Below are 20,120 nucleotides of genomic sequence, written 5' to 3'. Positions count from 1 at the left end.
GCCAAGCTGGAACACCCTTCATCCGTCTCGGCGCTTCGCGCCGATCCACCTTCCCCTACAAGGGGGGAAGGGAGAGGCGCTACAGCCGCCCGAGCCTCTCCACCAGCAGCGCGAAGAAGCCGTCATGGTCGATGTCGCGCATCACCATGGCGTTCTTCTCGCGCTTGGTGACGCCCCACCAGTCTATCACCGTCATGCCCATGGTGAGCTCCGACGCGGTCTCGACGCTGACATTGCAGCGGCGGCCCTTGAACAGCTCCGGCTTGAGAAGATAGGCGATCACGCACGGATCGTGCAGCGGCCCGCCATCGGTGCCGTATTTCTCCTCGTCGTAGCGCTCGAAGAATTCCAGCATCTCGGCCGTCGCGGTGCCGACCTTGGTGCCGAGCTGGCGGAAAGCCTGAATGCGCTTGGAGGTGGTCAGCGCCTTGTGGGTGACGTCGAGCGGCATCATCACGATCGGGATGCCCGATTTGAACACCAGATCGGCGGCCTGCGGGTCGACATAGATGTTGAATTCGGCGGCCGGCGTGACGTTGCCGCCTTCGAAGAACCCGCCGCCCATCAAGACGATTTCCTTGATGCGCGGCGCGATCCTGGGCTCGCGGATCAGCGCCAGCGCGATGTTGGTCAACGGTCCGAGCGGGCAGAGCGTGATCGTGCCGCTTTCCTCGCGCATCAGCGTCTCGACGATGAAATCGACGGCGTATTGCTCCTGCAACGGCATGGTCGGCTCAGGCAGTTGCGGCCCGTTCAGGCCAGTCTTGCCATGCACTTCCTCGGCGGTGACGAGCTGGCGCGCCAGCGGGCGGATGGCGCCGGCATAGACCTTGATGTCGGGGCGACCGGCGAGCTCGCAGATCTTGCGGGCATTGTTCTGGGTCAGTTTCAGCGGCACGTTGCCGGCAACGGCGGTGATGCCGACGATGTTCAGCTCGGAGCTGCCGAGCGCCAACAGGATGGCGACGGCATCGTCCTGGCCGGGATCGGTGTCGATGATGATCTTTCGGGACTGCGGCATGTCAATTCCTTTTGGGGAGTCTTTTTGGGCGGGGGTCTTAACGGCTTGAACTTGATCGGCCGGCGGACCATATCAAGACCATCGGGAAAAATGCCATCCGGGTTTTTCCAGTTTGTGTCGCTCTTCAGAGGACAGTGTAACAATGTCTCGAATGACGCCCTTCTCCAGCCCGCTTCTTCTGGGTTTCGATGCCATGGAAAAGACGCTTGAGCGTCTGGCGAAGTCGGGCGACAGCTACCCTCCGTACAACATCGAGCGCCTGAACGCTAACGACGGCAACGCCGAGAGGCTGCGCATCACGCTGGCCGTGGCGGGTTTCGCCGAGAGCGACCTCGATGTCACCACGGAGGAAAACCAGCTCATCGTGCGCGGCCGTCAGACTGACGACACCGAGCGCGAATTCCTCCACCGCGGCATCGCCGCGCGCCAGTTCCAGCGTTGTTTCGTGCTGGCCGACGGCATGCGGGTGATCGCTGCTGAACTGAAGAACGGCCTGTTGTCGATCGATCTCGACCGCCCTGAGGCCGAGCGGCTGGTACGGAAAATAAACATATCGGTGAAAGACTGATCTTCGCCGATGGCTCTATGCGAGGCGGCCAATCCTGGCGTCCTCGCGCCAAGGAGGCTTGAAATGACCAGAACTGACGAAGTGAACACCATGACCAGCGGCGAACTCGCCCATCTCGGCGAAGGTTCGGTCGCTTATCTCCGGAAAGTCTCGAGCGACGACCTGCGCGGCCGCTTCCCCGGTCTCGAGGAAATCGCGCCTGGCATGGAGCTGTGGGCGCTGTTTGCCGCCAACGGCCAGCCGATCCTGCTTTCCGATGCCCGCGACCGGGCGCTGGCGGGTGCGCTGGAGAACGATCTGACCACGGTCGCCATTCACTAACGGGACTGCTGGTTTCAGAATGGAAAGGGCCGCCTTTGGCGGCCCTCCGAAGGTTTTAATCCCCAAAAACCTAAAGTCCTCAGGCCGCGTTCGAGGCCTGCGTATCCGACAAGAGCGCGTGGATCGCCACAGCATCGCGCGTGCCCCTGATCTTGGCGACCGTATCGGCATCGCGCAGCACGCGCGCGATGCGCGACAGCGCCTTGAGATGGTCGGCGCCCGCGCCCTCAGGCGCCAGCAGCAGAAAAACCAGATCGACCGGCTGGTCGTCCAGCGCCTCGAAATCGACCGGCGTTTCCAGCCGGGCGAAGACGCCCGCGATCCGCTTCACGCCGGCGAGCTTGCCGTGCGGAATGGCGATGCCGTTGCCGACACCGGTCGAACCCAGCCGTTCGCGCTGCAGGATGGTGTCGAACACCTCCCTTTCCGGAATCCCCGAAATCGCCGCGGCCCTCTCCGACAGCAATTGCAGAAGCTGCTTTTTGGAATTCGCCTTCAACGCCGGCATGATCGCCGGGACGCTGATGAGATCACTGAGATCCATGCTTGAAAAATCCCTTGCTCGCCTTGCCGCGCCAGTCGTCGCCCCCTTGCGCGGCTGGCTTTTTATCCCTGCGCGACTTTGGTCGTCGACGGATCGATCCAGCCGATATTGCCATCCGGCCGGCGGTAGACGATGTTGAGATGGTCGGTTCCGGCATTGCGGAACAGGAAGACTGGGCTGTCGCTGTTGTCGAGCTCGATGACAGCCGACGCCACCGACATGGTCCGCAGCGTCATGCTTGATTCGGCGACGATGGCCGGAGCGAAATCCTCCGGAATGTCTTCCTCGTCGTCGGTGAGAGGCGCCATCACGGTGTAGGCGATGTCGGTCGGCTCCTCGCCATTGCCGTTGCCTGTATTGCGTGACTTCAGCCGGCGCTTGTAACGGCGCAGTCGCGTTTCCAGGCGATCGGCCGCCGCCTCGAAGGCGAGCGTCGGGTCCTGGGCGTCGCCGGTCGCCTGCAGCGAAGCGCCGGAATCGAGCCGGACCATGCAGTCGGCGGAGAAACGCGACCCCGATTTGATGACCGTGACATGTCCTGAAAAACCCCGATCGAAATATTTCTCGATCGCTTCGCCGACACGATCGTTGATGCGCGTGCGAAACGCATCGCCGATGTCCATGTGTTTTCCCGAAATGCGTAGATTCATCTGAAAACTGACCTTCCTTGCCCAGGCTTCAAACTGTTCCCGAGTTTATACCCGTGGTGCGCGCGCACAAGCTTCGCAGCGGCATGCGCGCCGATTTTAGACCCGAACTTTTCGGTTGATCACAAGTCGCCTTCTTGGCCGTCCATGGCCTTGTCTGACGGACCCATTTGCAAGCTGGCATTACCGCCCTGCTCATGCGGGCGGGCTTCTAGACACTTCATTGCGGCTTGTCAATGAAGCTTGAGAATTGTGGAAAATCAGCCTTCCGGCGCGCTTTCAACGGCCCGCGTTGGCGAGCGCGCGTTTCTCGCGTCGCCGCTGCACCGAGGATGCGATATTCATGCCTTCGCGATATTTCGCGACGGTGCGGCGGGCAATATCGATCCCGCTTTGCTTGAGCATGTCCACGATGGCGTCGTCGGAAAGCACGTCGGCGGGTTTTTCCTCGTCGATCAATTGCTTGATGCGGTCGCGCACGGCCTCGGACGAATGCGCTTCGCCGCCTTCCGCCGAGGCGATCGATGCGGTGAAGAAATAGCGCAGCTCGAACACGCCGCGCGGCGTCAGCATATATTTGTTGGCGGTGACGCGGCTGACGGTCGATTCATGCATGCCGATGGCATCGGCCACCGTGCGCAGGTTGAGCGGCTTCAGATGCCGCACGCCATGGACGAGGAAGGCGTCCTGCTGCCGCACGATCTCAGAGGCCACCTTGAGGATGGTCTTGGCCCGCTGATCGAGGCTGCGCGTCAGCCAATTGGCGCTCTGCAGGCATTCGGCGAGAAAGTCCTTTTCCGCCTGGTCCTTGGCGTGGCTCGAAACGCGGGCGAAATAGACATTGTCGACCAGCACGCGTGGCAGCGTGTCGGCGTTGAGTTCCACCGCCCAGCTGCCGTCATTGGCGGCGCGGACCTCGACATCGGCGACGATCGCATCGCTGGCGCCGCCCGAAAACGCCAGGCCTGGCCGCGGATCGAGCGCGCGGATCTCGGCCAGCATGTCGAGAAGGTCCTCCTCGTCGACGCCGCAGAGGCGTTTCAGCGTCTGGAAATCCCGCCGCGCCAGAAGCTCGAGATTGGCGACCAGCGCTTTCATCGCCGGATCGAGCCGGTCACGCACCGCCAATTGCAGCGACAGGCATTCGGCAAGGTCGCGCGCGAAAAGCCCGGCCGGCTCGAAGGTCTGGCAGACGCCAAGCACGCGCAACACCGTCGCGCCGTCCGTCCCGAGCCGGGCCACGATCTCATCGAGGTCGGTGCGCAGATAACCGGCTTCGTCGAGCCCGTCGGCGAGCTCTCCCGCGATCAGCCGCTCGCCCGGGCTGAGCGACGCAAGCGCGATCTGCTCGCCGACATGTTCGCGCAGCGTGACGACCGCCGCGGCCATGTCGCCGACATCGAACCCTTCCGACGATGCCGTGCCCGCACCGCCGCCGGCGGCCGACTTCCACTGCGCTGTAAGATCAGGCCCCAGCCTCTCGCTGGTGCCGGGATCGTCGGGAAACAGGTTCTCGAGGGAAGAATCGAGCTTTTGCGAGATCGCTTCGGCGCTCCACTCGGTCTCGCCCTCGAACCAGTCGCCATCGGAATCCTTCTCCGGGGCGGTCTCGCCTTTCTGGGATTGATCGCCTGCGGCGTCGTCCTGAGGTTCCGCCCGCTCCAGCAGCGGATTGCGCTCGATCTCCTCGTCGATGAAGCGTTCGAGCTCGACATGGGTGAGCTGCAGCAGCCGGATCGACTGCATCAGCTGCGGCGTCATCACCAGCGACTGGGATTGTCTGAGCTGCAGTTTGGCTGCCAGCGCCATGGTGTGATTCAAACGCCTCGTCTACGCATCGGACCCGTGCCGAAGCAGATTTTCCCGGCCAGCCATAAAAACTGGCCCGGCTTTTGCTTGTCAAGGAAAACGCTAGCAGGAGCGGCTTACCGGAGCGTTATCTGGCGTAGAATTCGCGAAAAAACCGTCGAAACCGAGCCAAATTCACTGCAGGGAAAGCTATTTCACGCTCAGAGCGTGAAACCTTCGCCGAGATAGAGGCGCCGCACATCGGCATTGGCGACGATCTCGTCGGCACGGCCATGCGTCAGCACCTGGCCGGCATGGATGATGTAGGCGCGGTCGATCAGGCCGAGCGTCTCACGCACATTGTGGTCGGTGATCAAAACGCCGATGCCGCGCGCCGTGAGGTGACGCACCAGCTGCTGGATGTCGGCGACGGCGATCGGATCGATGCCGGCGAAGGGCTCGTCGAGCAGCATATAGGCCGGCCGCGTCGCCAGCGCCCGCGCGATCTCCAGACGCCGGCGCTCACCGCCCGACAGCGACATCGACGGCGCCTTGCGCAGATGGCTGATGTGGAACTCCTCGAGCAACTCGTCGAGGTTGCGTTCGCGCACCTTGCGGTCCTTTTCGACCACTTCCAGCACGGCGCGGATATTCTGCTCGACATTCAGGCCACGGAAGATCGACGCTTCCTGAGGCAGATAGCCGATACCAAGGCGAGCGCGCCGGTACATAGGCATCGAGGTGACATCGAAGCCATCGATCTCGATCGAGCCTTCATCGACGGGCACAAGGCCGGTGACCATATAGAAACAGGTAGTCTTGCCGGCGCCGTTGGGACCGAGCAGGCCGACCGCCTCGCCTGCGCGCACGCCGATCGTGACGCCGCTCACCACCTTGCGGCCCTTGTAGCTCTTGGTCAGGCCCTTGGCGATCAGGGTGCCTTTGAACTTTTCCTTGTCGGCGCCGACCGTCGCCGACGCAGCCGGCCGGGCGGCCGCCCGCCCCGGAAGACGGGCAAGCAGCGATGTTACGCCGGCCATTAGTTGCTCGACGCTCCCTGCTGCTGCGCGTCCTGTTTCTGCGGCTTGAACATCATGATGACGCGGGGGCAGCCTTCGACATTGCCAAGGCCGGTCTTCATCTGCACGGTGAGCTTGCAGCCCTTGAGCACGTTGTCGCCTTGCGACAGCACCACTTCCTTGCCCGAGAGCACGAGCACCTGCGTCTTCATGTCGAACTTGCCGGTGTCGCCGGTGGCGATCTGGTCGTTCGATTTGATGTAGACTTTGTTCTCGACCTCCAGATGATCGATGTTGGCGGCGCCCGTCATTGCCGACGCACCGGCGGCCGCGCTTTTGTCGGCCTTGGGATCCTTGACATAATACACCGTCATCTTGCCGGCCTTGAGCAGCGTCGGACCCTGATTGACGGTCACATTGCCGCTGAACACGGCCATGCTGTCGTTCTGCCGCACCTCGAGCTTGTCGCTTTCGATCTGGATCGGCTGGTCGCCCGACAGTTTCAGCCCGGGAATCTGGCTGGTCGCGCTCGACTGCGCGAACGAATGCGCCATTCCCAGCACCAGCAATGCGGAGGTCGCGCCGACAAGCCATGCGGTTCTACTGCGACGCATTCTGTTCTCCACTTTGTACCCCCGCTGCCTTCAGCGCAGCTGGATCGATGTTGACCCGCACCCGGTTCTCGAAGACGACGAGCCTGCCATTGTCCTCGACCGACATCGAATCCGCAGTGATGCGCGACCCGCCACGACTGACGTCGACCGGATTGCTCGTCTTCATAGAGCCTTTGCCCATGTCTAGGAAGATCGATTTGAACTTCGCCACGAGGCCGTCCGTCGTCGTCACGCTGACCTCGCTGGTGAGGTCCATCGTGTTGGCGTCGCGGTTGTAGATACCGTGCGCGGCATCGACCGACACGATATTGTCGGTGGCGACGGGCAGCTTGGCGTTGATGCCGTCGAGGTCGATGACAGCCTGCTGGCCGACATCCTGCGTCGCCCTGGTGGCGGTCAGCGAGTATGGCAGCTTCTGCTTGGTGAAGCCGTTGAGCTTCGGATTGGCCATCACCAGCTTGCCGTCGGAAAACGCCGTGCCGTCGGCCTGCACGGAGATGGACAAGGGCGCTTTGAGGTAGGAGTAGACCGGAAAGGCGACGGCAATCGCGACCGCGAGCAGCGGCACCGCGAATTTCAGCACGCGCACGCGCCGCGAGTGCCGCTGCGCGCGGTTGAAGGCATCGCCACGCGTGCCGCCTTGGGCCGCCGGAGCCGATGCCGTTTCGGCATCGCTCGTTTCGTCAGATCGCGCCAACATGCTTCTAATGGACCTTTGTCCGCCCAAACACCGCCTATAGGTGGTATGCCGACACCTACAAGCAAGCACAAGCGAACGAAAACTGCAAAAATGTGACAGCTGCCGCCCGCAAAATCGGGAGCAAATTTGCGGCGCAGCCTGTACTTCATAGCAGATACGAACCGCTTGCGTTAATTTTTCGTCAAGCGCGGCGTCAAGGCCGAACCTCAAGGCCAGGCCGTTCAGGAAACGGTAGCCGCGCGCAAAGGCTTGCTTTAAAAGCGTGCTTTCCCACGACCCATGAGGCTGACAATGGCAATGAGAGCCGACGACCTGATCGACCGCCGCCGCTTGCGCCGCAAGCTGACCTTCTGGCGCGTCGCCGCGTTTGTGGTTCTGGCGGCTGCAGTCATCGCCATCTCTACCTGGTTCTATGACGATAATTTTACCGGCCAGGCGGTCCCTCATATCGCCAAGGTCAAGATCGAAGGCACCATCACCGAAAATGAGGAGCTGCTCAAAAGGCTGGAGGCGATCCGCACCTCGCCTGAGGTCAAGGGCGTCATCCTGTCGATCGATTCGCCCGGAGGTACGACTGTTGGCGGCGAATCCATCTTCGAGGCGGTGCGCAAGCTTGCCGGCGACAAGCCGGTGGTGGCCGAAGTCGGCACGCTGGCGGCATCGGCCGGCTATATGATCGCCAGTGCCGCCGACCACATCGTCGCTCGCAAGACCTCGATCGTCGGCTCGATCGGCGTTCTGATCCAGTATCCCGATGTCAGCGGCCTCATGGACAAGCTCGGCATCAAGCTTGAGGAAGTGAAGTCATCGCCGCTCAAGGCTTCGCCGTCGCCCTTCAAGCCGACCAATGACGACGAGCGCGCCATGGTGCGCAAACTGATCCTCGACAGCTATGACTGGTTCGTCGGCATCGTCGCCGACCGCCGCAAGATGACGCATGACCAGGCGCTGGCGCTGGCCGACGGTTCGATCTTCACCGGCCGCCAGGCTCTGGCCAATCATCTGGTCGACGCCGTCGGCGGCGAGCAGGAGGCGATCGACTGGCTGGCGACCAAGGGCGTCGACGCCAAGCTCAAGGTCGTCGAATGGAAGGACAAGGACAGGCGCGGCGGTTTCCTGTTCTCCCAGTCGATGGCAAGAGTGGCGGCGAAGGCGCTTGGCCTGCCGGATGCCGGCGGCGATGTCATCCACGAACTTGGCGCCGATCGCTTGTTTCTTGACGGTCTCGTTTCGGTCTGGCACCCTTGAGGCGCCGTTGGTACGAGCCAAAAAATCAATAAAAATCATCCTGATAATCGATTACAGTGGTTTTACGGGGAACGTTCTATGATCAAATCGGAGCTTGTGCAGATCATCGCTGCACGCAACCCGCATCTTTTCCTGCGCGACGTCGAAAACATCGTCGGCGCGATCTTTGACGAAATCACCGACGCGCTTGCCGAGGGTAACCGGGTCGAGTTGCGCGGTTTCGGCGCCTTTTCAGTGAAAAATCGCCCCGCCCGCACCGGCCGCAACCCGCGCACCGGCGAGTCCGTCGAGGTCGAGGAAAAGTGGGTGCCGTTCTTCAAGACCGGCAAGGAGTTGCGCGAAAGGCTGAACGGCGGCAAATAGGCGCCGCGCCGGCGGGTTGAAACGGCATCTTGGCGCGAGCCGCTCTATATGGAAACCTGATGTTCAATCGCTTCATCCTCGTCGTGGTCTTCGTGCCGCTGGCCATCATCCTGATCGCGCTCGCCGTCGCCAACCGCGGCTCAGTCGCCTTCACGCTCGATCCATTCCATCCCGGCAATCCCGCGCTGACGCTGAACCTGCCGCTGTTCATCTTCCTGTTCCTGGCCTTGGCCGTCGGTATGGTCGTCGGCAGCATGGCGACTTGGGTGAAGCAGGGCCGCTACCGCAAGCTCGCGCGCCAGCGCGGCCTGGAAGCCGAAAACCTGCGCCAGGCGGTGAGCCGCGCGCCGGCGGCGCCCAAGGGACCGGCGCTGCCCAAGCCGACGAACTGACCAGACAGCGCCTACGGAGCCATCGATGCTGACCATTTCGGCCGCCGAGGTCGACCGCGCGCTGACCTTTCCGGGTCTGGTCGAAACGCTGCGCATCGCATTCCGCGATGGCGCCGTGCAGCCGGTTCGCCACCATCATGGCGTCGAGCGGCCGGATGGCGCCGCCTCGACCCTGCTGTTGATGCCGGCCTGGACCGACTTCAACGCCGCGGGAACTTCCGCGGGTGGCCATATCGGCGTCAAGATCGTCACCGTGTCGCCGGACAACAACGCCATCGGCAAGCCGGCGGTGATGGGCCTCTACCTTCTGCTCGACGGCGTGACGGGTGAACCGCAGGCGCTGATCGACGGCCAAAGGCTGACGCAATGGCGCACGACCTGCGCTTCGGCGCTCGCCGCCTCCTATCTCGCCCGCAAGGATGCCTCGCGGCTTCTGGTGATCGGCGCCGGCGCGCTGTCGCCCTTCCTTGCCAAGGCGCATTCGGCGGTGCGGCCGATCGCTTCCATCCGCATCTGGAACCGTACGCCGGCCAACGCCGAGAAGGTGGCGGCCGCCTTGCGTGCCGAGGGCCTTCCGGCAAGTGCCGCCGGCGATCTCGATGCGGAGCTTGCCGGGGCCGACATCGTCGCCTCCGCGACGATCTCGAACACGCCGCTGGTCAAGGGCGCGTTGCTGAAGCCGGGCGCGCATGTCGATCTCGTCGGCGGCTTCACGCCGACGATGCGCGAAAGCGACGACGACGCCATTTCCCGTGCCCGCGTCTATGTCGACACCCGCGCCGGCGCCACCAAGGAAGCCGGCGACATCGTCCAGCCGCTGGCCTCCGGCGTGCTAAGGCCGGAGGCGATCATCGCCGACCTGCACGAGCTCGCGCGCGGCGAGAAGCAGGGTCGCCAGAGCGACAGCGAGATCACGCTGTTCAAGTCGGTCGGCGCGGCGCTTGAAGACCTCGCCGCCGGCATCGCCGTCTACGAGGCGCTCAAGTAGTCAGAGCTTGGTTCCCATCGCTTCGCCGATCAGACGGAAATCACGCTCACTGATCTCGAACAGGCCGAAGCGCAACTGATAGCCCCAGTTCGGCTTGCCAGCGGTGAAGTCGAGCCTGTCGAGCAGCGGCTTGATCGGCACTTCCTTGGCGGCACACCAGTCGACATCGCGCCGCGCCGGCGTGAAACCGCCGCCCATGACGCCCTCATAAACCTCCCCTTGCCGCACCGTGCCGATCGCCGTGAAGGGCCGATCGCCGTGAAGGATTGCAGCCCGTCCTTCTCGCCGAGCACCGTGCTCGGCGAGTAGTAGACGATGCCGTCGCCCGGCTTGATGCGGCGAAGCGGCGCCGCCTTGCCGTGGTTGACCTGCATGAAGCCATTCCTGCGGCCGATCCGCACATGTTCGGCCGATGCGACGGCGACCCAGAAGCCACTCATCCCTGTGCTCCCTCGAACGGCCAGTAAACGCGCAGGCGATGATTGTCCGGATCGAGCGCGACGAAGGTGCGACCGAAATCAAGATCGGTCGGCGCCTGCAGCACATCGAGGCCTCTGCCGGTCCAATCCGCATGCGTGGCATCCACCGCCGCTGCATTCTCGACGGCGAGCACCAGTTCGCCGCCACCGCCCGCTGCCGCCGCAGCCGGTTCCACCGTATGACGTGACCACAGGCCAAGCTTGAAACCCTTGTCGAGCACGAACATCACGAAGGTCGGCGAGGATTCGACCGGCTCGCGTCCGAGCAGCGAGGCATAGAACGCGCCGCTCTTTTCCGGGCTGTCGACATAGAGGATGACGAAATTCGGCGTGGTCATATCTGATCTCCAAGGTGTTTGAACCTGGAGGACCGTACGCGGACCTACTGTCAGATTCTGGCAGCAGCGATCAGACGGAAGTGTCTTTCGCGCCGTTCCGAGCGGGCGCGCCGAGCGTCGCCCGCCACTCCTTCAACATTGCCAGGCGGCGGCGCGGATAGCGGATCTCGGTGGTCGTCAGGCCGGACATACGGTCGGCGCGAAAATGGCGGAAATCCTGGCGCATCTCGCACCACGCCACCATCACCCGCACCTTGTCGAAGAAGCTGAGCGCGAAGGGCCAGACCAGGCGCTCGGAGGCCGAACCGCCGGCATCGCGATAGAGGAAGCCGAGCTTGCGCTCGTCGCGGATCGCCTGCCGCACGACACCGAGGTCGATCGTTTCGACGCTGTCCGAACGTGGCCCGACGAGCAGCGTCGTCGCGTCGAGATCCTCGCGCAGGTCATCCGGCAGCACAGCCGCGATCTTGGCCAGCGCATCCGTTGCGGCAGTGGCCAGTCTTTTGTCCGGCTGTTTTGCCACCCAGCGCGAGCCGAGCACGATCGCCTCGATCTCCTCGTCGGTGAACATCAGCGGCGGCAGCATGAAACCAGGCTTCAGCACATAGCCGAGCCCCGCCTCGCCTTCGATCGGCGCGCCCTGCCCTTGCAGCGTGGCGATGTCGCGGTAGAGGGTGCGGATCGACACGCCCATCTCGTCCGCGAGTGTGCGGCCGCTCACCGGCCGGCGATGGCGGCGCAGGATCTGGACGAGGTCGAGCAGGCGTTCGGAGCGGGACATCGCGTCTACGATAGAGACTTGAGGGCGCGACCGGAAGCCGCGCCCTCTGTCCTCACAGGCGGAACACCTTCGCGGCATTGCCGCGCTCCAGCGCTTTGTTTGCCATGAAGAGCTCCGTTTTCGACGCCTCCACCTCGCGGTCGGCCAGCACGCGCAGCATCGCCGCAAGCCGCTGCAAGGCGATCGCCTTGTTGCGGTGCTGCGACCGCTCAGCACGCGCGACCACCACGATGCCGCTCGGCAGGTGGACCGCCCGCACGGCGCTGTCGGTGGTGTTCTGGTGCTGTCCGCCCGGCCCTCCGGCGCGAAGCGTTTCGAAGCGCACGTCGCTCGCCGCGATCGTTTGCTCTGACGCGTCGGCCAGATCCACCCGCTTCACCCCGACGAACCAGTTCTGCCGCTTATGGCCTGGGCGCACCGGGCTCTTGAAGATGAACTTCACCGAGCCGCAATACTCCGTGGCCAGGGCATTGGCGCCCTGGCCTTCGACACTGATCAGCGCCGATTTCGCGCCATGCCGGTCCGGTGCGTGGCCGAACGTGACTTCGACCGCGCAGCCGCGCCGGCCGCAGTCCGCCTCGATGATGCGAACCAGCGCCATCAGCGCGATCCGGCATTCGACCGGGCCGCTGCCGGAGGTGACGAGGACGTCAACCGCGCCCATGACGACCTCCCCTGTCAAGCCTTCGTTCATTTTGCCGGGCACGGTCCGGCTTTGCGCGCGTGCGGTCGACGCTGCTGTCGACCGCCTTCTTGTAGGTCACCAGCGGCTTCATCGCCGCCAGCGGCAAGACGAGCCCGGCATCGGCAAGGTCGCGGACCACCTGGCCCGCATCCTTGTAAGCGGTCGCGGCCTCCTCGATGACCAGATCGCGATCGCCGCAGATCAGCTGCCCGCCCCAAACGTTGCGGAGCAGGGCCTCCCGTTCCGACCTGTTGCGCCCGACACGGCCGTGCATGGTCGCGCGGTCGTATTTGCGGCCGGCGCCGTGCGAAATCCCGCCCAGCGAAGGGCCGGTCCCGTCCAGCGCCTGCACCATATAGCTCAGGCTGGCGCGCGAGCCGGCAATCGGCGCGATGCTTCCCGCCTCGATCGCCGCGGAGCCCTTATGGTGGACGAAGCCGCCACCCCGCCGGCGCACCAGATTGTGCGGCACGTCGACGACGAGCTTTGCTTCGCAGCGCAATGCGCTCGCCGCCCGCGCCGCGATCATGCCGCGGTTGAGCGATGCCCAGGCAACACAGATATCGTGCTGGCCGAGCCACGCCTTGCCCGCCTCCGATGCCGGATCGAGGCCCGTCGCGATCGCGGCCTGATGATCGACCTCACCGAATACGCGAGCGCCCAAGCCGCGCGAGCCGGAATGAACGAGCAGGTAGAGGCCCTGGCGATCGACGGCATCCGCGCTTCCAGCGTCGAACACCTGTTCGACAGCCTGAAGCTCGCAGAAATGGTTGCCGCCGCCGATCGTGCCCAGCGCTGCCGGAAACAGATCCGGCGCCAGCCCCGAAGCGGTGAGAACAGCCTGCGGATCGAAGCAGTCCTGCGCTTCGATTTCGCCCAGACGCTCGACTGCCCGATCGACCTTGAGCTTGCGCAGCGGCATATCGAGCGCAAACAGCGACATGCCGCAGCCGATGTCGTTGCCGATCAGTTGCGGATGCAACCGCTCCGACAGGACCGCGATCCCCGTCGGGCCGTATTTGCCGGGATGCAGGTCCGGAAAGGCAGCGACCGAGGCCACGCCCGGCAGCGCCGCGACGGCTTTCAGCTGTTCGAGCGCGGCGCCCTCGATCCAGCTTTGCGGCGAGAAATAATGTTGGATTTGCGCTGCTTGCGCCGCGCAAGACGAAGAGGGGCCGATAGCCCCGAACGAATTGCCCATGATGGAACACTTCTGGAATAAGGTCAGGTATCCGACGCCGTCAGGCGTCAGTCGACCGGCGTCAAAACAGCAAGGCTGCCCTTACGCCGGAACCCTCGAGGGGCGCGCGGTGGAGATGTTCGTCATCTGTCGCTCCCGTTCCAGAACCAAGAATGGCGCTCCCATAAAGCAAGTCCCTTGACCTGACAAGGCGGATACCTGGCCCGGCCCATCCACGCATCCTATGTGAGAATGGCGGTGGCGCGTACTTTGTTGCGCCGAAGGGTGCTGCTGTGGCAGAAGCGGGCCGAACCGCCGGAGATGATCCTTCTTGAAATCTTTTCGCGACAAGCGCCGCGATAACCGACCGCAGCACGCGAGGCTGGAACAGGTCCGACCACGCGATGCGTTTGCGGCTGGACGGCAGCAGGCTGCATCCGCGGAGCGACGCGAAGCAAAACCGGCGGACCGGCAGGACGCCAAACCGGCGCCGCGCGTGCTGGCACGCCGCGAGGGCTCCTTGCCCGCCGAGCGCCTGCCGCTGATCCTCGAAGTCGCGCCAAACGCCGACTACGCGCTGCTGGACAGCGGCGCCGGCGAAAAGCTCGAGCAATATGGCCCCTACCGCATCGTGCGTCCCGAAGGACAGGCGATCTGGCAGCGTGCGCTGCCGGCCAAGGAGTGGGAGCGCGCCGACGCCATCTTCACCGGCGACACCGACGAGGAAGGCATCGGCCGCTGGCGCTTTCCGAAATCGCCGCTCGGCGAGACCTGGCCGATGAGGCATGACGGCATCGACTATCTCGGCCGCTTCACCTCGTTCCGCCATGTCGGCGTCTTCCCGGAACAGGCCTCGCACTGGGACCATATGGCGGGCCTGATCGCGGCGGCGAAGCGCCCGGTCAAGGTGCTCAATCTGTTCGGCTATACCGGCCTTGCCTCGCTGGTGGCGGCCCGCGCCGGCGCCGAGGTCACCCATGTCGATGCCTCGAAGAAGGCGATCGGCTGGGCGCGCGAGAACCAGGAAATGGCCGGCCTTGCCGACAAGCCGATCCGCTGGATCGTCGAGGACGCGGTGAAATTCGCCGAGCGCGAGGAGCGCCGCGGCAGCCGCTACGACATCGTGCTGTTCGACCCGCCGGCCTATGGCCGCGGCCCCAAGGGCGAGGTCTGGCAATTGTTCGAGGACCTGCCGGGCCTCACCGACCTCTGCCGCTCGATCCTGACGCCGAAACCGCTGGCCGTCGTTCTCACCGCCTATTCGATCCGCGCCTCCTTCTTCGCCATCCATGCGCTGATGCGCGACACCTTCGCCGGCATGGGCGGCACGGTTGAATCCGGCGAATTGATCATTCGCGAGAAGTCGGCCGGCCGCGCGCTGTCGACCTCGCTGTTCTCGCGCTGGGTGGCTTGAAATGAACGCACATGACGGCGCCCGCCCTGTCGGGCAGGTCAAGGAAGTCACCAGCCTTGCCAATCCACTGGTCAAGGACATCAAGGCGCTGGCGCTGAAGAAATTCCGCGACCAGCAGAACGCCTTCATGGCCGAGGGCCTGAAGCTCGTCATCGACGCGCTCGACCTCGGCTGGTCGATCAAGACCCTGGTCTTCGCCAAGGCCGGACGCGGCAATGCGGCCGTCGAAAAAGTCGCCGCGCGGACTGTCGCCGCCGGCGGCACCGTCCTGGAAGTCTCCGAAAAGGTGCTGGCGGCGATCACCCGCCGCGAAAACCCGCAAATGGTGGTCGGTGTCTTCGCGCAGCAGACCCTGCCGCTGAAGGACATCCGCGCCAGGGACGGCGACGTCTGGGTGGCGCTCGACCGGGTGCGCGATCCCGGCAATCTCGGCACCGTGATCCGCACCGTCGACGCAGTCGGCGCCAAGGGCGTCATCCTGGTCGGCGACACCACCGATCCGTTCTCGCTGGAGACGGTGCGCGCCACGATGGGCTCGATCTTCGCCGTCCCGGTCGCCAGGGCAACCGAGCAGGCCTTCCTCGCCTGGCGGCGCGATTTTTCAGGTCTTGTTGCCGGAACCCACCTCAAAGGCGCGGTCGACTATCGCTCGGTCGATTTCTCCAGGGGACCGGTTCTCCTGTTGATGGGCAACGAGCAGCAGGGCCTGCCGGACAGCCTCGCCGAAAGCTGCGATCGCTTGCTGAGAATCCCCCAGGCCGGCCGGGCGGATTCGCTCAATCTGGCCGTCGCCACCGGCGTGATGCTGTTCGAGATCCGGCGCGGTGCATTGAAGCTCGATCCGGCCAACGACATTCGATGAGGACTGCCCATGAGGACTGATAAGTGAAATCCTGGTCCCCTTATGTCGTGCTGGTCGTCATTGCCATCGCGCTCGATCAGTGGATCAAGCAGCTGGTCGAGAACGGTCTCGCCTTCCAGGAGAAGGTCGATCTCGTGCCGTTCCTGGCACTGTTTCGCACCTATAACACCGGCATCGCCTTCTCGATGTTCCAGTCCTTCGGCGACACCGGCCTGGTGGTCATTGCCGTGCTGGTCGTCGCCTTCGTGCTCTATCTCGCAACGCGCACGCCGGCCGGCCATGTCATCGCCCGCGCCGGCTTTGCGCTCATCATCGGCGGCGCGCTTGGCAACCTCATCGACCGCGCCATCTACGGCCACGTCATCGACTATATCCTGTTCCACACGCCGGTCTGGTCCTTCGCGGTGTTCAATCTCGCCGACGCTTTCATTTCGGTCGGCGCGGCGCTTGTCGTCTTCGACGAGCTGATCGGCTGGCGCCGCGAGCCGAAACCTTCGCAAGATTGACCGCGCGGGTCTGTCGCCGCACAGTCCAACGACCCACGGAACCCGAGGAGAAAAAATGTCCGATACGTTCAAAGCCATCCTCGTTTCGCGCGATGCGGAGAAGAAGCAGTCCGTCGATGTCGTCGACCTCACCGAGGCCGACCTGATGGAAGGCGACGTCACCGTCGCCGTCGAGGCGACGACGGTGAACTACAAGGACGGGCTCGCCATCACCGGCAAGGCGCCTGTCGTGCGCCGCTGGCCGCTGGTTCCAGGCATCGATTTCGCCGGCACGGTGACCGACTCTTCGCATGCCGATTGGCGCAAGGGCGATAAGGTCATTCTCAACGGCTGGGGCGTCGGCGAGACGCATTACGGCGCCTATGCCGGACGCGCCCGCGTCAACGGCGACTGGCTGGTGCCGCTGCCCGAGGGCATGAGCGCGCATGATGCCATGGCCGTCGGCACGGCCGGCTACACGGCAATGCTCTCCGTCATGGCGCTGGAGCGGCATGGCATCCTCCCGGATCGTGGGCCGGTGGTGGTGACGGGCGCCGCGGGCGGCGTCGGCTCGGTCGCCATCTCGATCCTGTCGAGCCTCGGCTACCATGTCGTCGCCTCGACCGGCCGCAACGCCGAAAGTCCGTACCTGATCGACCTCGGCGCGGCCGAGGTGATCTCGCGCGAGGAGCTCAGCCAGCCGGCGAAGCCGCTTGCCAAGGAACGCTGGGCGGGCGGCGTCGACTCGGTCGGCAGCCATACGCTCGCCAATGTGCTGTCGATGACCTCCTATGGCGGCGCAATCGCCGCCTGCGGCCTGGCCGGCGGCATGGACCTGCCGTCGAGCGTCGCGCCTTTCATCCTGCGCGGCGTTTCGCTGCTCGGCATCGATTCCGTGATGGCGCCGAAAGCAGTGCGCCTGGAGGCATGGCGCCGCGTCGGCGCCGATCTCGATCTGAAGAAGCTGTCGACATTGTCGCGCACGATCGGTTTCGACGGCATTACCGCCGCCGCCCGCGACATCGTCGAAGGCAAGGTCAGGGGCCGTATCGTCGTCGACATGTAACCAGAGCAATTCCAGGAAAAGTGTGCGGCGGTTTTCCGTTCGGAATTGCGTCGAAACAAAAGGACAGAGCGGTTTGCCGTTTCCGTGAAACGGTGAACTGCTCTGACAACCCTTCCGAAGCACTGGAATCCGCGAAGATCGCTAAAATTCGAACGATCCGCCCCAGCCTTCCATAATCTCTGTCTGGCATGGTTTGCGCATGGTCGCGGACTCCGACACCAGACAGGGCGGCAAAGCCGCGGACGCTGACAGGCTCATCCTCGATGCGCCGCGGCGGCAGGTGCTTGTCGCCCCGCCGCTGGCCCCCGAATTGCCCGCGGCCAGCCACGAAGGCCTGCCGTTCCTGACGATCGTCGCCATCGCCGTTCTGGCGGGGCTGGCGCATCTCACCGGCGCGCCGATCATCGTCACCATCGGCCTCGCCGCCGTGGCCCTTGCCGGCCTTGCGATGCATCTGCGCAACCGGCGCGACGAGCGGCGCACCGCAGCGCTTCTCGACGAGACCGCCGCCCGCAGCCGCGCCGAGATCGAGACCCTCGCCGACCGCATGTGGGAGATGCAGGAGAGCGAGGAACGTTTCCGGGGCCTGATTGACGCGCTGGGCGACCTCGTCGTTCATCGCGACCGCGACGGCCATATCGTCTATGCCAACAGCGTTTTCTCCACCCTTGTCGAGGTCGACGCGCGCGATCTCGCCGGCAAGACGCTGTCGGACCTCGGCATCGAGGTCGGCATCGTGCCCGACGCCGCCTTCTCCGATCATGAATGCCTGAGCTCGACCGATGTCGCGATCCGCACGCCGAGCGGGCCGCGCTGGTTCTCCTGGATCGAATTGTCCGTGCGCGACAAGGACACGGGCGCGGTCTCGCACCGCGCGATCGCCCGCGACATCACCGCCCGCAAGCGCGCCGAATCCTCGCTGATCACGGCGCGCGAACGGGCCGAATATGCGAGCCAGGCCAAGTCGCGCTTCCTCGCCACCGTCAGCCATGAGATCCGCACGCCGATGAACGGCATCATGGGCATGGCGAAGCTGCTCGCCGACACCGACCTGTCGCCCGAGCAACGCACCTATGTCGGCGCCGTTTCCACCTCGGCCAGCGCGCTGCTCGCGCTCATTGAGGACCTGCTCGACTATTCCAAGATCGAGGCGGGCCGCTTCGAGCCCGAGCCGCAGCCGACGTCGCTGCGCGAGATCGCCGACAACATCATCGAGCTCCTGGCCGCGAGGGCCTTCGCCAAGAACATCGGTCTCGGCTGCCATGTCGAGCCCGACGTGCCGCAGATGATCACCGCCGATCCCGGCCGCGTGCGCCAGGTGCTGCTCAACCTCATCGGCAACGCGGTGAAATTCACCGACACTGGCGGCGTGCTGCTCACCGTGGCGCGCGCCCGCACCGAAACCGCCGACCGCATCTGCTTCACCGTCGCCGACACCGGCCCGGGGCTGCGTGAAGAGGACATGGAGCGCATCTTCGAGGAGTTCGAGCAGTCCGACGGAACCTCGACCAGGGTGCATGGCGGCGCCGGCCTCGGCCTTGCCATCTCGAAGCGGCTGGTGGCGGCCATGGGCGGCACGATCTCGGTTTCGAGCCGGCTCGGCGAAGGTTCCGAATTCGTCCTCGAGATCCCGGCGGTGGCGGCCACCGAACCGCCACCGCACCGGCACAACATCCTCGCCGAGCGGCGGGCGGTGATCGTGTCGAAGAACGCCATCGAGGCAGATGCCATCGCCCGCACGATCAGGGCCCATGGCGGCATCGTCGAGGTCGCGGCGACACCAAGCCAGGCGGCTCCCTTCGCCGCCGGCTGCAACGTGCTCCTGATCGACGCCGCGCTCGAAAACGCCGACGGCAGGCTGCTCAAGCGGCTGCGCGACTCGGGCTTTGCCGATTGCGAAGCCATCACCCTGATCGCGCCGACCGACCGCGGCATGCTCGGCGAATTCCGCGCCGGCGGCTACGCCACCTTCCTGGCGAGACCGGTGCGCGGCGAAACCTTGCTGCGCGTGCTGTTGACCAGCCATGGCTCGACGCTCGCCCAGCCGCAACCGCAGCCGCGCGGCGCCGCTTCGGCGCGCAGGCGCGATCAGGGCCTGTCTGTGCTGATTGCCGAGGACAACGACATCAACGCCATGCTGGCGCGCGCTACGCTGCTCAAGGCGGGGCATCGCGTCAAGATCGTCGGCAACGGCAAGGCCGCGGTCGATGCCGTCACCGATGCCGGCCTCAAATTCCGCTTCGATGTGGTGCTGATGGACCTGCATATGCCTGTCATGGACGGTCTGGATGCGATCGCCGCCATCCGTCGCCATGAGGAGTCCTTGGCCATGCCGCCGATCCCGATCATGGTGCTTTCGGCCGACAGCCAGGAAAAGACCCGGCATGCCGTGCTCGCTCACGGCGCCAGCGGCTTCGTGACCAAGCCGCTCGATCCCGACCAGCTCGTCCAGGCGGTCGAGGGCCAGGTTGCCGCCTGAGGAAATTTTTAACCCTTGAAAGCCTTGGGCCGCTTGGCTTTTGCGATCACAAGATAGCCGGTTGAGGGTATTGGCCAGCCGACAAAGTATTGCCCGCCACGCCGTATCACGGTACTGTCACAATCCTGTTGCACCTAC

At 64.6% G+C, this 20,120-nt stretch carries 22 protein-coding genes and 1 pseudogene; 11 read left to right on the top strand and 12 right to left on the bottom strand.

Annotated features, from left to right (window positions below):
* Nucleotides 1-79: 79 nt before the first annotated feature.
* Complete coding sequence (locus tag KVT37_RS26470; protein ID WP_217577958.1) at nucleotides 80-1,021, bottom strand: nucleoside hydrolase; 942 nt, start codon at nucleotides 1,019-1,021, stop codon at nucleotides 80-82.
* Between the two features lie 142 nt (nucleotides 1,022-1,163).
* On the opposite strand from KVT37_RS26470, the gene KVT37_RS26465 reads away from it, so the two are divergent.
* Together KVT37_RS26465 and KVT37_RS26460 are read left to right on the top strand one after the other, a co-directional pair.
* Nucleotides 1,164-1,589, top strand: a complete 426-nt coding sequence (locus KVT37_RS26465; RefSeq protein WP_217577957.1) for an Hsp20 family protein — start codon at nucleotides 1,164-1,166, stop codon at nucleotides 1,587-1,589.
* Nucleotides 1,590-1,652: 63 nt separating this feature from the next.
* Nucleotides 1,653-1,910: a DUF1150 family protein gene (locus KVT37_RS26460; protein ID WP_112096587.1), complete on the top strand. Its 258-nt coding sequence runs from the start codon at nucleotides 1,653-1,655 to the stop codon at nucleotides 1,908-1,910.
* A gap of 79 nt (nucleotides 1,911-1,989) precedes the next feature.
* On the opposite strand, the gene ptsN is transcribed toward KVT37_RS26460, so the two are convergent.
* The 6 genes from ptsN to lptC form a co-directional block, all read right to left on the bottom strand.
* Complete coding sequence (gene ptsN / locus KVT37_RS26455) at nucleotides 1,990-2,454, bottom strand: PTS IIA-like nitrogen regulatory protein PtsN (RefSeq protein ID WP_217577956.1); 465 nt, start codon at nucleotides 2,452-2,454, stop codon at nucleotides 1,990-1,992.
* A gap of 62 nt (nucleotides 2,455-2,516) precedes the next feature.
* Complete coding sequence (raiA, locus tag KVT37_RS26450; protein WP_217577955.1) at nucleotides 2,517-3,104, bottom strand: ribosome-associated translation inhibitor RaiA; 588 nt, start codon at nucleotides 3,102-3,104, stop codon at nucleotides 2,517-2,519.
* A gap of 276 nt (nucleotides 3,105-3,380) precedes the next feature.
* Nucleotides 3,381-4,910, bottom strand: coding sequence for an RNA polymerase factor sigma-54 (gene rpoN, locus KVT37_RS26445; protein ID WP_217577954.1), 1,530 nt, complete (start codon nucleotides 4,908-4,910; stop codon nucleotides 3,381-3,383).
* A gap of 200 nt (nucleotides 4,911-5,110) precedes the next feature.
* Entirely contained in the window at nucleotides 5,111-5,929 is an 819-nt protein-coding gene (lptB, locus tag KVT37_RS26440) for an LPS export ABC transporter ATP-binding protein (RefSeq protein ID WP_112096590.1), read from the bottom strand.
* Nucleotides 5,929-6,522 (bottom strand): LptA/OstA family protein, encoded by a 594-nt coding sequence (locus KVT37_RS26435; RefSeq protein WP_217577953.1) that lies wholly within the window; start codon nucleotides 6,520-6,522, stop codon nucleotides 5,929-5,931. Before KVT37_RS26435 ends, lptB begins: the two co-directional genes overlap by 1 nt.
* A complete protein-coding gene (gene lptC / locus KVT37_RS26430) occupies nucleotides 6,509-7,222 on the bottom strand; it encodes an LPS export ABC transporter periplasmic protein LptC (protein WP_217577952.1) in 714 nt (237 codons plus the stop codon). Before lptC ends, KVT37_RS26435 begins: the two co-directional genes overlap by 14 nt.
* 291 nt (nucleotides 7,223-7,513) lie before the next feature.
* Here lptC and sppA point away from each other — a divergent pair, with 291 nt between their 5' ends.
* From sppA to KVT37_RS26410, 4 genes are all read left to right on the top strand, one after another.
* Complete coding sequence (gene sppA / locus KVT37_RS26425) at nucleotides 7,514-8,470, top strand: signal peptide peptidase SppA (RefSeq protein ID WP_217577951.1); 957 nt, start codon at nucleotides 7,514-7,516, stop codon at nucleotides 8,468-8,470.
* 78 nt (nucleotides 8,471-8,548) lie between these two features.
* The gene (locus KVT37_RS26420) at nucleotides 8,549-8,833 is read left to right on the top strand and encodes an integration host factor subunit beta (RefSeq protein ID WP_027165368.1); all 285 of its coding nucleotides are present in this window, start codon (nucleotides 8,549-8,551) and stop codon (nucleotides 8,831-8,833) included.
* A gap of 59 nt (nucleotides 8,834-8,892) precedes the next feature.
* Nucleotides 8,893-9,225: a DUF1049 domain-containing protein gene (locus tag KVT37_RS26415; protein ID WP_217577950.1), complete on the top strand. Its 333-nt coding sequence runs from the start codon at nucleotides 8,893-8,895 to the stop codon at nucleotides 9,223-9,225.
* Nucleotides 9,226-9,250: 25 nt separating this feature from the next.
* Complete coding sequence (locus tag KVT37_RS26410; protein WP_217577949.1) at nucleotides 9,251-10,213, top strand: ornithine cyclodeaminase family protein; 963 nt, start codon at nucleotides 9,251-9,253, stop codon at nucleotides 10,211-10,213.
* On the opposite strand, the pseudogene KVT37_RS26405 reads toward KVT37_RS26410, so the two are convergent.
* The 5 genes and pseudogenes from KVT37_RS26405 to KVT37_RS26385 form a co-directional block, all read right to left on the bottom strand.
* A pseudogene (locus KVT37_RS26405) lies at nucleotides 10,214-10,653 on the bottom strand (EVE domain-containing protein).
* Nucleotides 10,650-11,030, bottom strand: a complete 381-nt coding sequence (locus KVT37_RS26400) for a VOC family protein (RefSeq protein WP_217577948.1) — start codon at nucleotides 11,028-11,030, stop codon at nucleotides 10,650-10,652. Before KVT37_RS26400 ends, KVT37_RS26405 begins: the two are co-directional and overlap by 4 nt.
* A 70-nt stretch (nucleotides 11,031-11,100) precedes the next feature.
* Nucleotides 11,101-11,811: a YafY family protein gene (locus tag KVT37_RS26395; RefSeq protein WP_217577947.1), complete on the bottom strand. Its 711-nt coding sequence runs from the start codon at nucleotides 11,809-11,811 to the stop codon at nucleotides 11,101-11,103.
* Between the two features lie 52 nt (nucleotides 11,812-11,863).
* Nucleotides 11,864-12,475, bottom strand: a complete 612-nt coding sequence (gene prfH, locus KVT37_RS26390) for a peptide chain release factor H (RefSeq protein WP_217577946.1) — start codon at nucleotides 12,473-12,475, stop codon at nucleotides 11,864-11,866.
* Nucleotides 12,462-13,697 (bottom strand): RNA ligase RtcB family protein, encoded by a 1,236-nt coding sequence (locus KVT37_RS26385; RefSeq protein ID WP_217577945.1) that lies wholly within the window; start codon nucleotides 13,695-13,697, stop codon nucleotides 12,462-12,464. The genes prfH and KVT37_RS26385 overlap by 14 nt, the downstream gene beginning before the upstream one ends.
* Before the next feature lie 310 nt (nucleotides 13,698-14,007).
* Between KVT37_RS26385 and KVT37_RS26380 the strand changes: the two genes are divergently transcribed.
* The 5 genes from KVT37_RS26380 (at nucleotide 14,008) to KVT37_RS26360 (ending at nucleotide 19,982) form a co-directional block, all read left to right on the top strand.
* Nucleotides 14,008-15,090, top strand: a complete 1,083-nt coding sequence (locus KVT37_RS26380) for a class I SAM-dependent rRNA methyltransferase (protein ID WP_217577944.1) — start codon at nucleotides 14,008-14,010, stop codon at nucleotides 15,088-15,090.
* A 1-nt stretch (nucleotide 15,091) separates the two neighbouring features.
* Entirely contained in the window at nucleotides 15,092-15,952 is an 861-nt protein-coding gene (locus tag KVT37_RS26375) for an RNA methyltransferase (RefSeq protein WP_217577943.1), read from the top strand.
* Nucleotides 15,953-15,975: 23 nt separating this feature from the next.
* Nucleotides 15,976-16,458 carry a signal peptidase II gene (gene lspA, locus KVT37_RS26370; RefSeq protein ID WP_217577942.1) on the top strand — a complete coding sequence of 161 codons (483 nt, stop codon included), beginning with the start codon at nucleotides 15,976-15,978 and terminating at the stop codon, nucleotides 16,456-16,458.
* 55 nt (nucleotides 16,459-16,513) lie between these two features.
* Nucleotides 16,514-17,503 carry an MDR family oxidoreductase gene (locus KVT37_RS26365; protein ID WP_217577941.1) on the top strand — a complete coding sequence of 330 codons (990 nt, stop codon included), beginning with the start codon at nucleotides 16,514-16,516 and terminating at the stop codon, nucleotides 17,501-17,503.
* Nucleotides 17,504-17,702: 199 nt separating this feature from the next.
* Nucleotides 17,703-19,982 carry a PAS domain-containing sensor histidine kinase gene (locus tag KVT37_RS26360; protein ID WP_217577940.1) on the top strand — a complete coding sequence of 760 codons (2,280 nt, stop codon included), beginning with the start codon at nucleotides 17,703-17,705 and terminating at the stop codon, nucleotides 19,980-19,982.
* Nucleotides 19,983-20,120 lie beyond the last annotated feature (138 nt).

This window comes from Mesorhizobium sp. GbtcB19 (assembly GCF_019091085.1).
Taxonomy (GTDB): Bacteria; Pseudomonadota; Alphaproteobacteria; order Rhizobiales; family Rhizobiaceae; genus Mesorhizobium.
Note: the sequence above shows the minus strand (reverse complement) of the source record. Positions and strands in the feature narration are given on the sequence as shown.

Coding starts and splice junctions, on each gene's coding strand:
- KVT37_RS26385 (WP_217577945.1), bottom strand. CDS start 13,697: ATGGGCAATTCGTTCGGGGCTATCGGCCCCTCTTCGTCTTGCGCGGCG.
- lptB (WP_112096590.1), bottom strand. CDS start 5,929: ATGGCCGGCGTAACATCGCTGCTTGCCCGTCTTCCGGGGCGGGCGGCC.
- KVT37_RS26460 (WP_112096587.1), top strand. CDS start 1,653: ATGACCAGAACTGACGAAGTGAACACCATGACCAGCGGCGAACTCGCC.
- KVT37_RS26465 (WP_217577957.1), top strand. CDS start 1,164: ATGTCTCGAATGACGCCCTTCTCCAGCCCGCTTCTTCTGGGTTTCGAT.
- KVT37_RS26415 (WP_217577950.1), top strand. CDS start 8,893: ATGTTCAATCGCTTCATCCTCGTCGTGGTCTTCGTGCCGCTGGCCATC.
- KVT37_RS26375 (WP_217577943.1), top strand. CDS start 15,092: ATGAACGCACATGACGGCGCCCGCCCTGTCGGGCAGGTCAAGGAAGTC.
- KVT37_RS26410 (WP_217577949.1), top strand. CDS start 9,251: ATGCTGACCATTTCGGCCGCCGAGGTCGACCGCGCGCTGACCTTTCCG.
- raiA (WP_217577955.1), bottom strand. CDS start 3,104: ATGAATCTACGCATTTCGGGAAAACACATGGACATCGGCGATGCGTTT.
- KVT37_RS26400 (WP_217577948.1), bottom strand. CDS start 11,030: ATGACCACGCCGAATTTCGTCATCCTCTATGTCGACAGCCCGGAAAAG.
- KVT37_RS26395 (WP_217577947.1), bottom strand. CDS start 11,811: ATGTCCCGCTCCGAACGCCTGCTCGACCTCGTCCAGATCCTGCGCCGC.
- KVT37_RS26365 (WP_217577941.1), top strand. CDS start 16,514: ATGTCCGATACGTTCAAAGCCATCCTCGTTTCGCGCGATGCGGAGAAG.
- prfH (WP_217577946.1), bottom strand. CDS start 12,475: ATGGGCGCGGTTGACGTCCTCGTCACCTCCGGCAGCGGCCCGGTCGAA.
- ptsN (WP_217577956.1), bottom strand. CDS start 2,454: ATGGATCTCAGTGATCTCATCAGCGTCCCGGCGATCATGCCGGCGTTG.
- KVT37_RS26470 (WP_217577958.1), bottom strand. CDS start 1,021: ATGCCGCAGTCCCGAAAGATCATCATCGACACCGATCCCGGCCAGGAC.
- KVT37_RS26360 (WP_217577940.1), top strand. CDS start 17,703: ATGGTCGCGGACTCCGACACCAGACAGGGCGGCAAAGCCGCGGACGCT.
- rpoN (WP_217577954.1), bottom strand. CDS start 4,910: ATGGCGCTGGCAGCCAAACTGCAGCTCAGACAATCCCAGTCGCTGGTG.
- KVT37_RS26420 (WP_027165368.1), top strand. CDS start 8,549: ATGATCAAATCGGAGCTTGTGCAGATCATCGCTGCACGCAACCCGCAT.
- sppA (WP_217577951.1), top strand. CDS start 7,514: ATGGCAATGAGAGCCGACGACCTGATCGACCGCCGCCGCTTGCGCCGC.
- KVT37_RS26435 (WP_217577953.1), bottom strand. CDS start 6,522: ATGCGTCGCAGTAGAACCGCATGGCTTGTCGGCGCGACCTCCGCATTG.
- lptC (WP_217577952.1), bottom strand. CDS start 7,222: ATGTTGGCGCGATCTGACGAAACGAGCGATGCCGAAACGGCATCGGCT.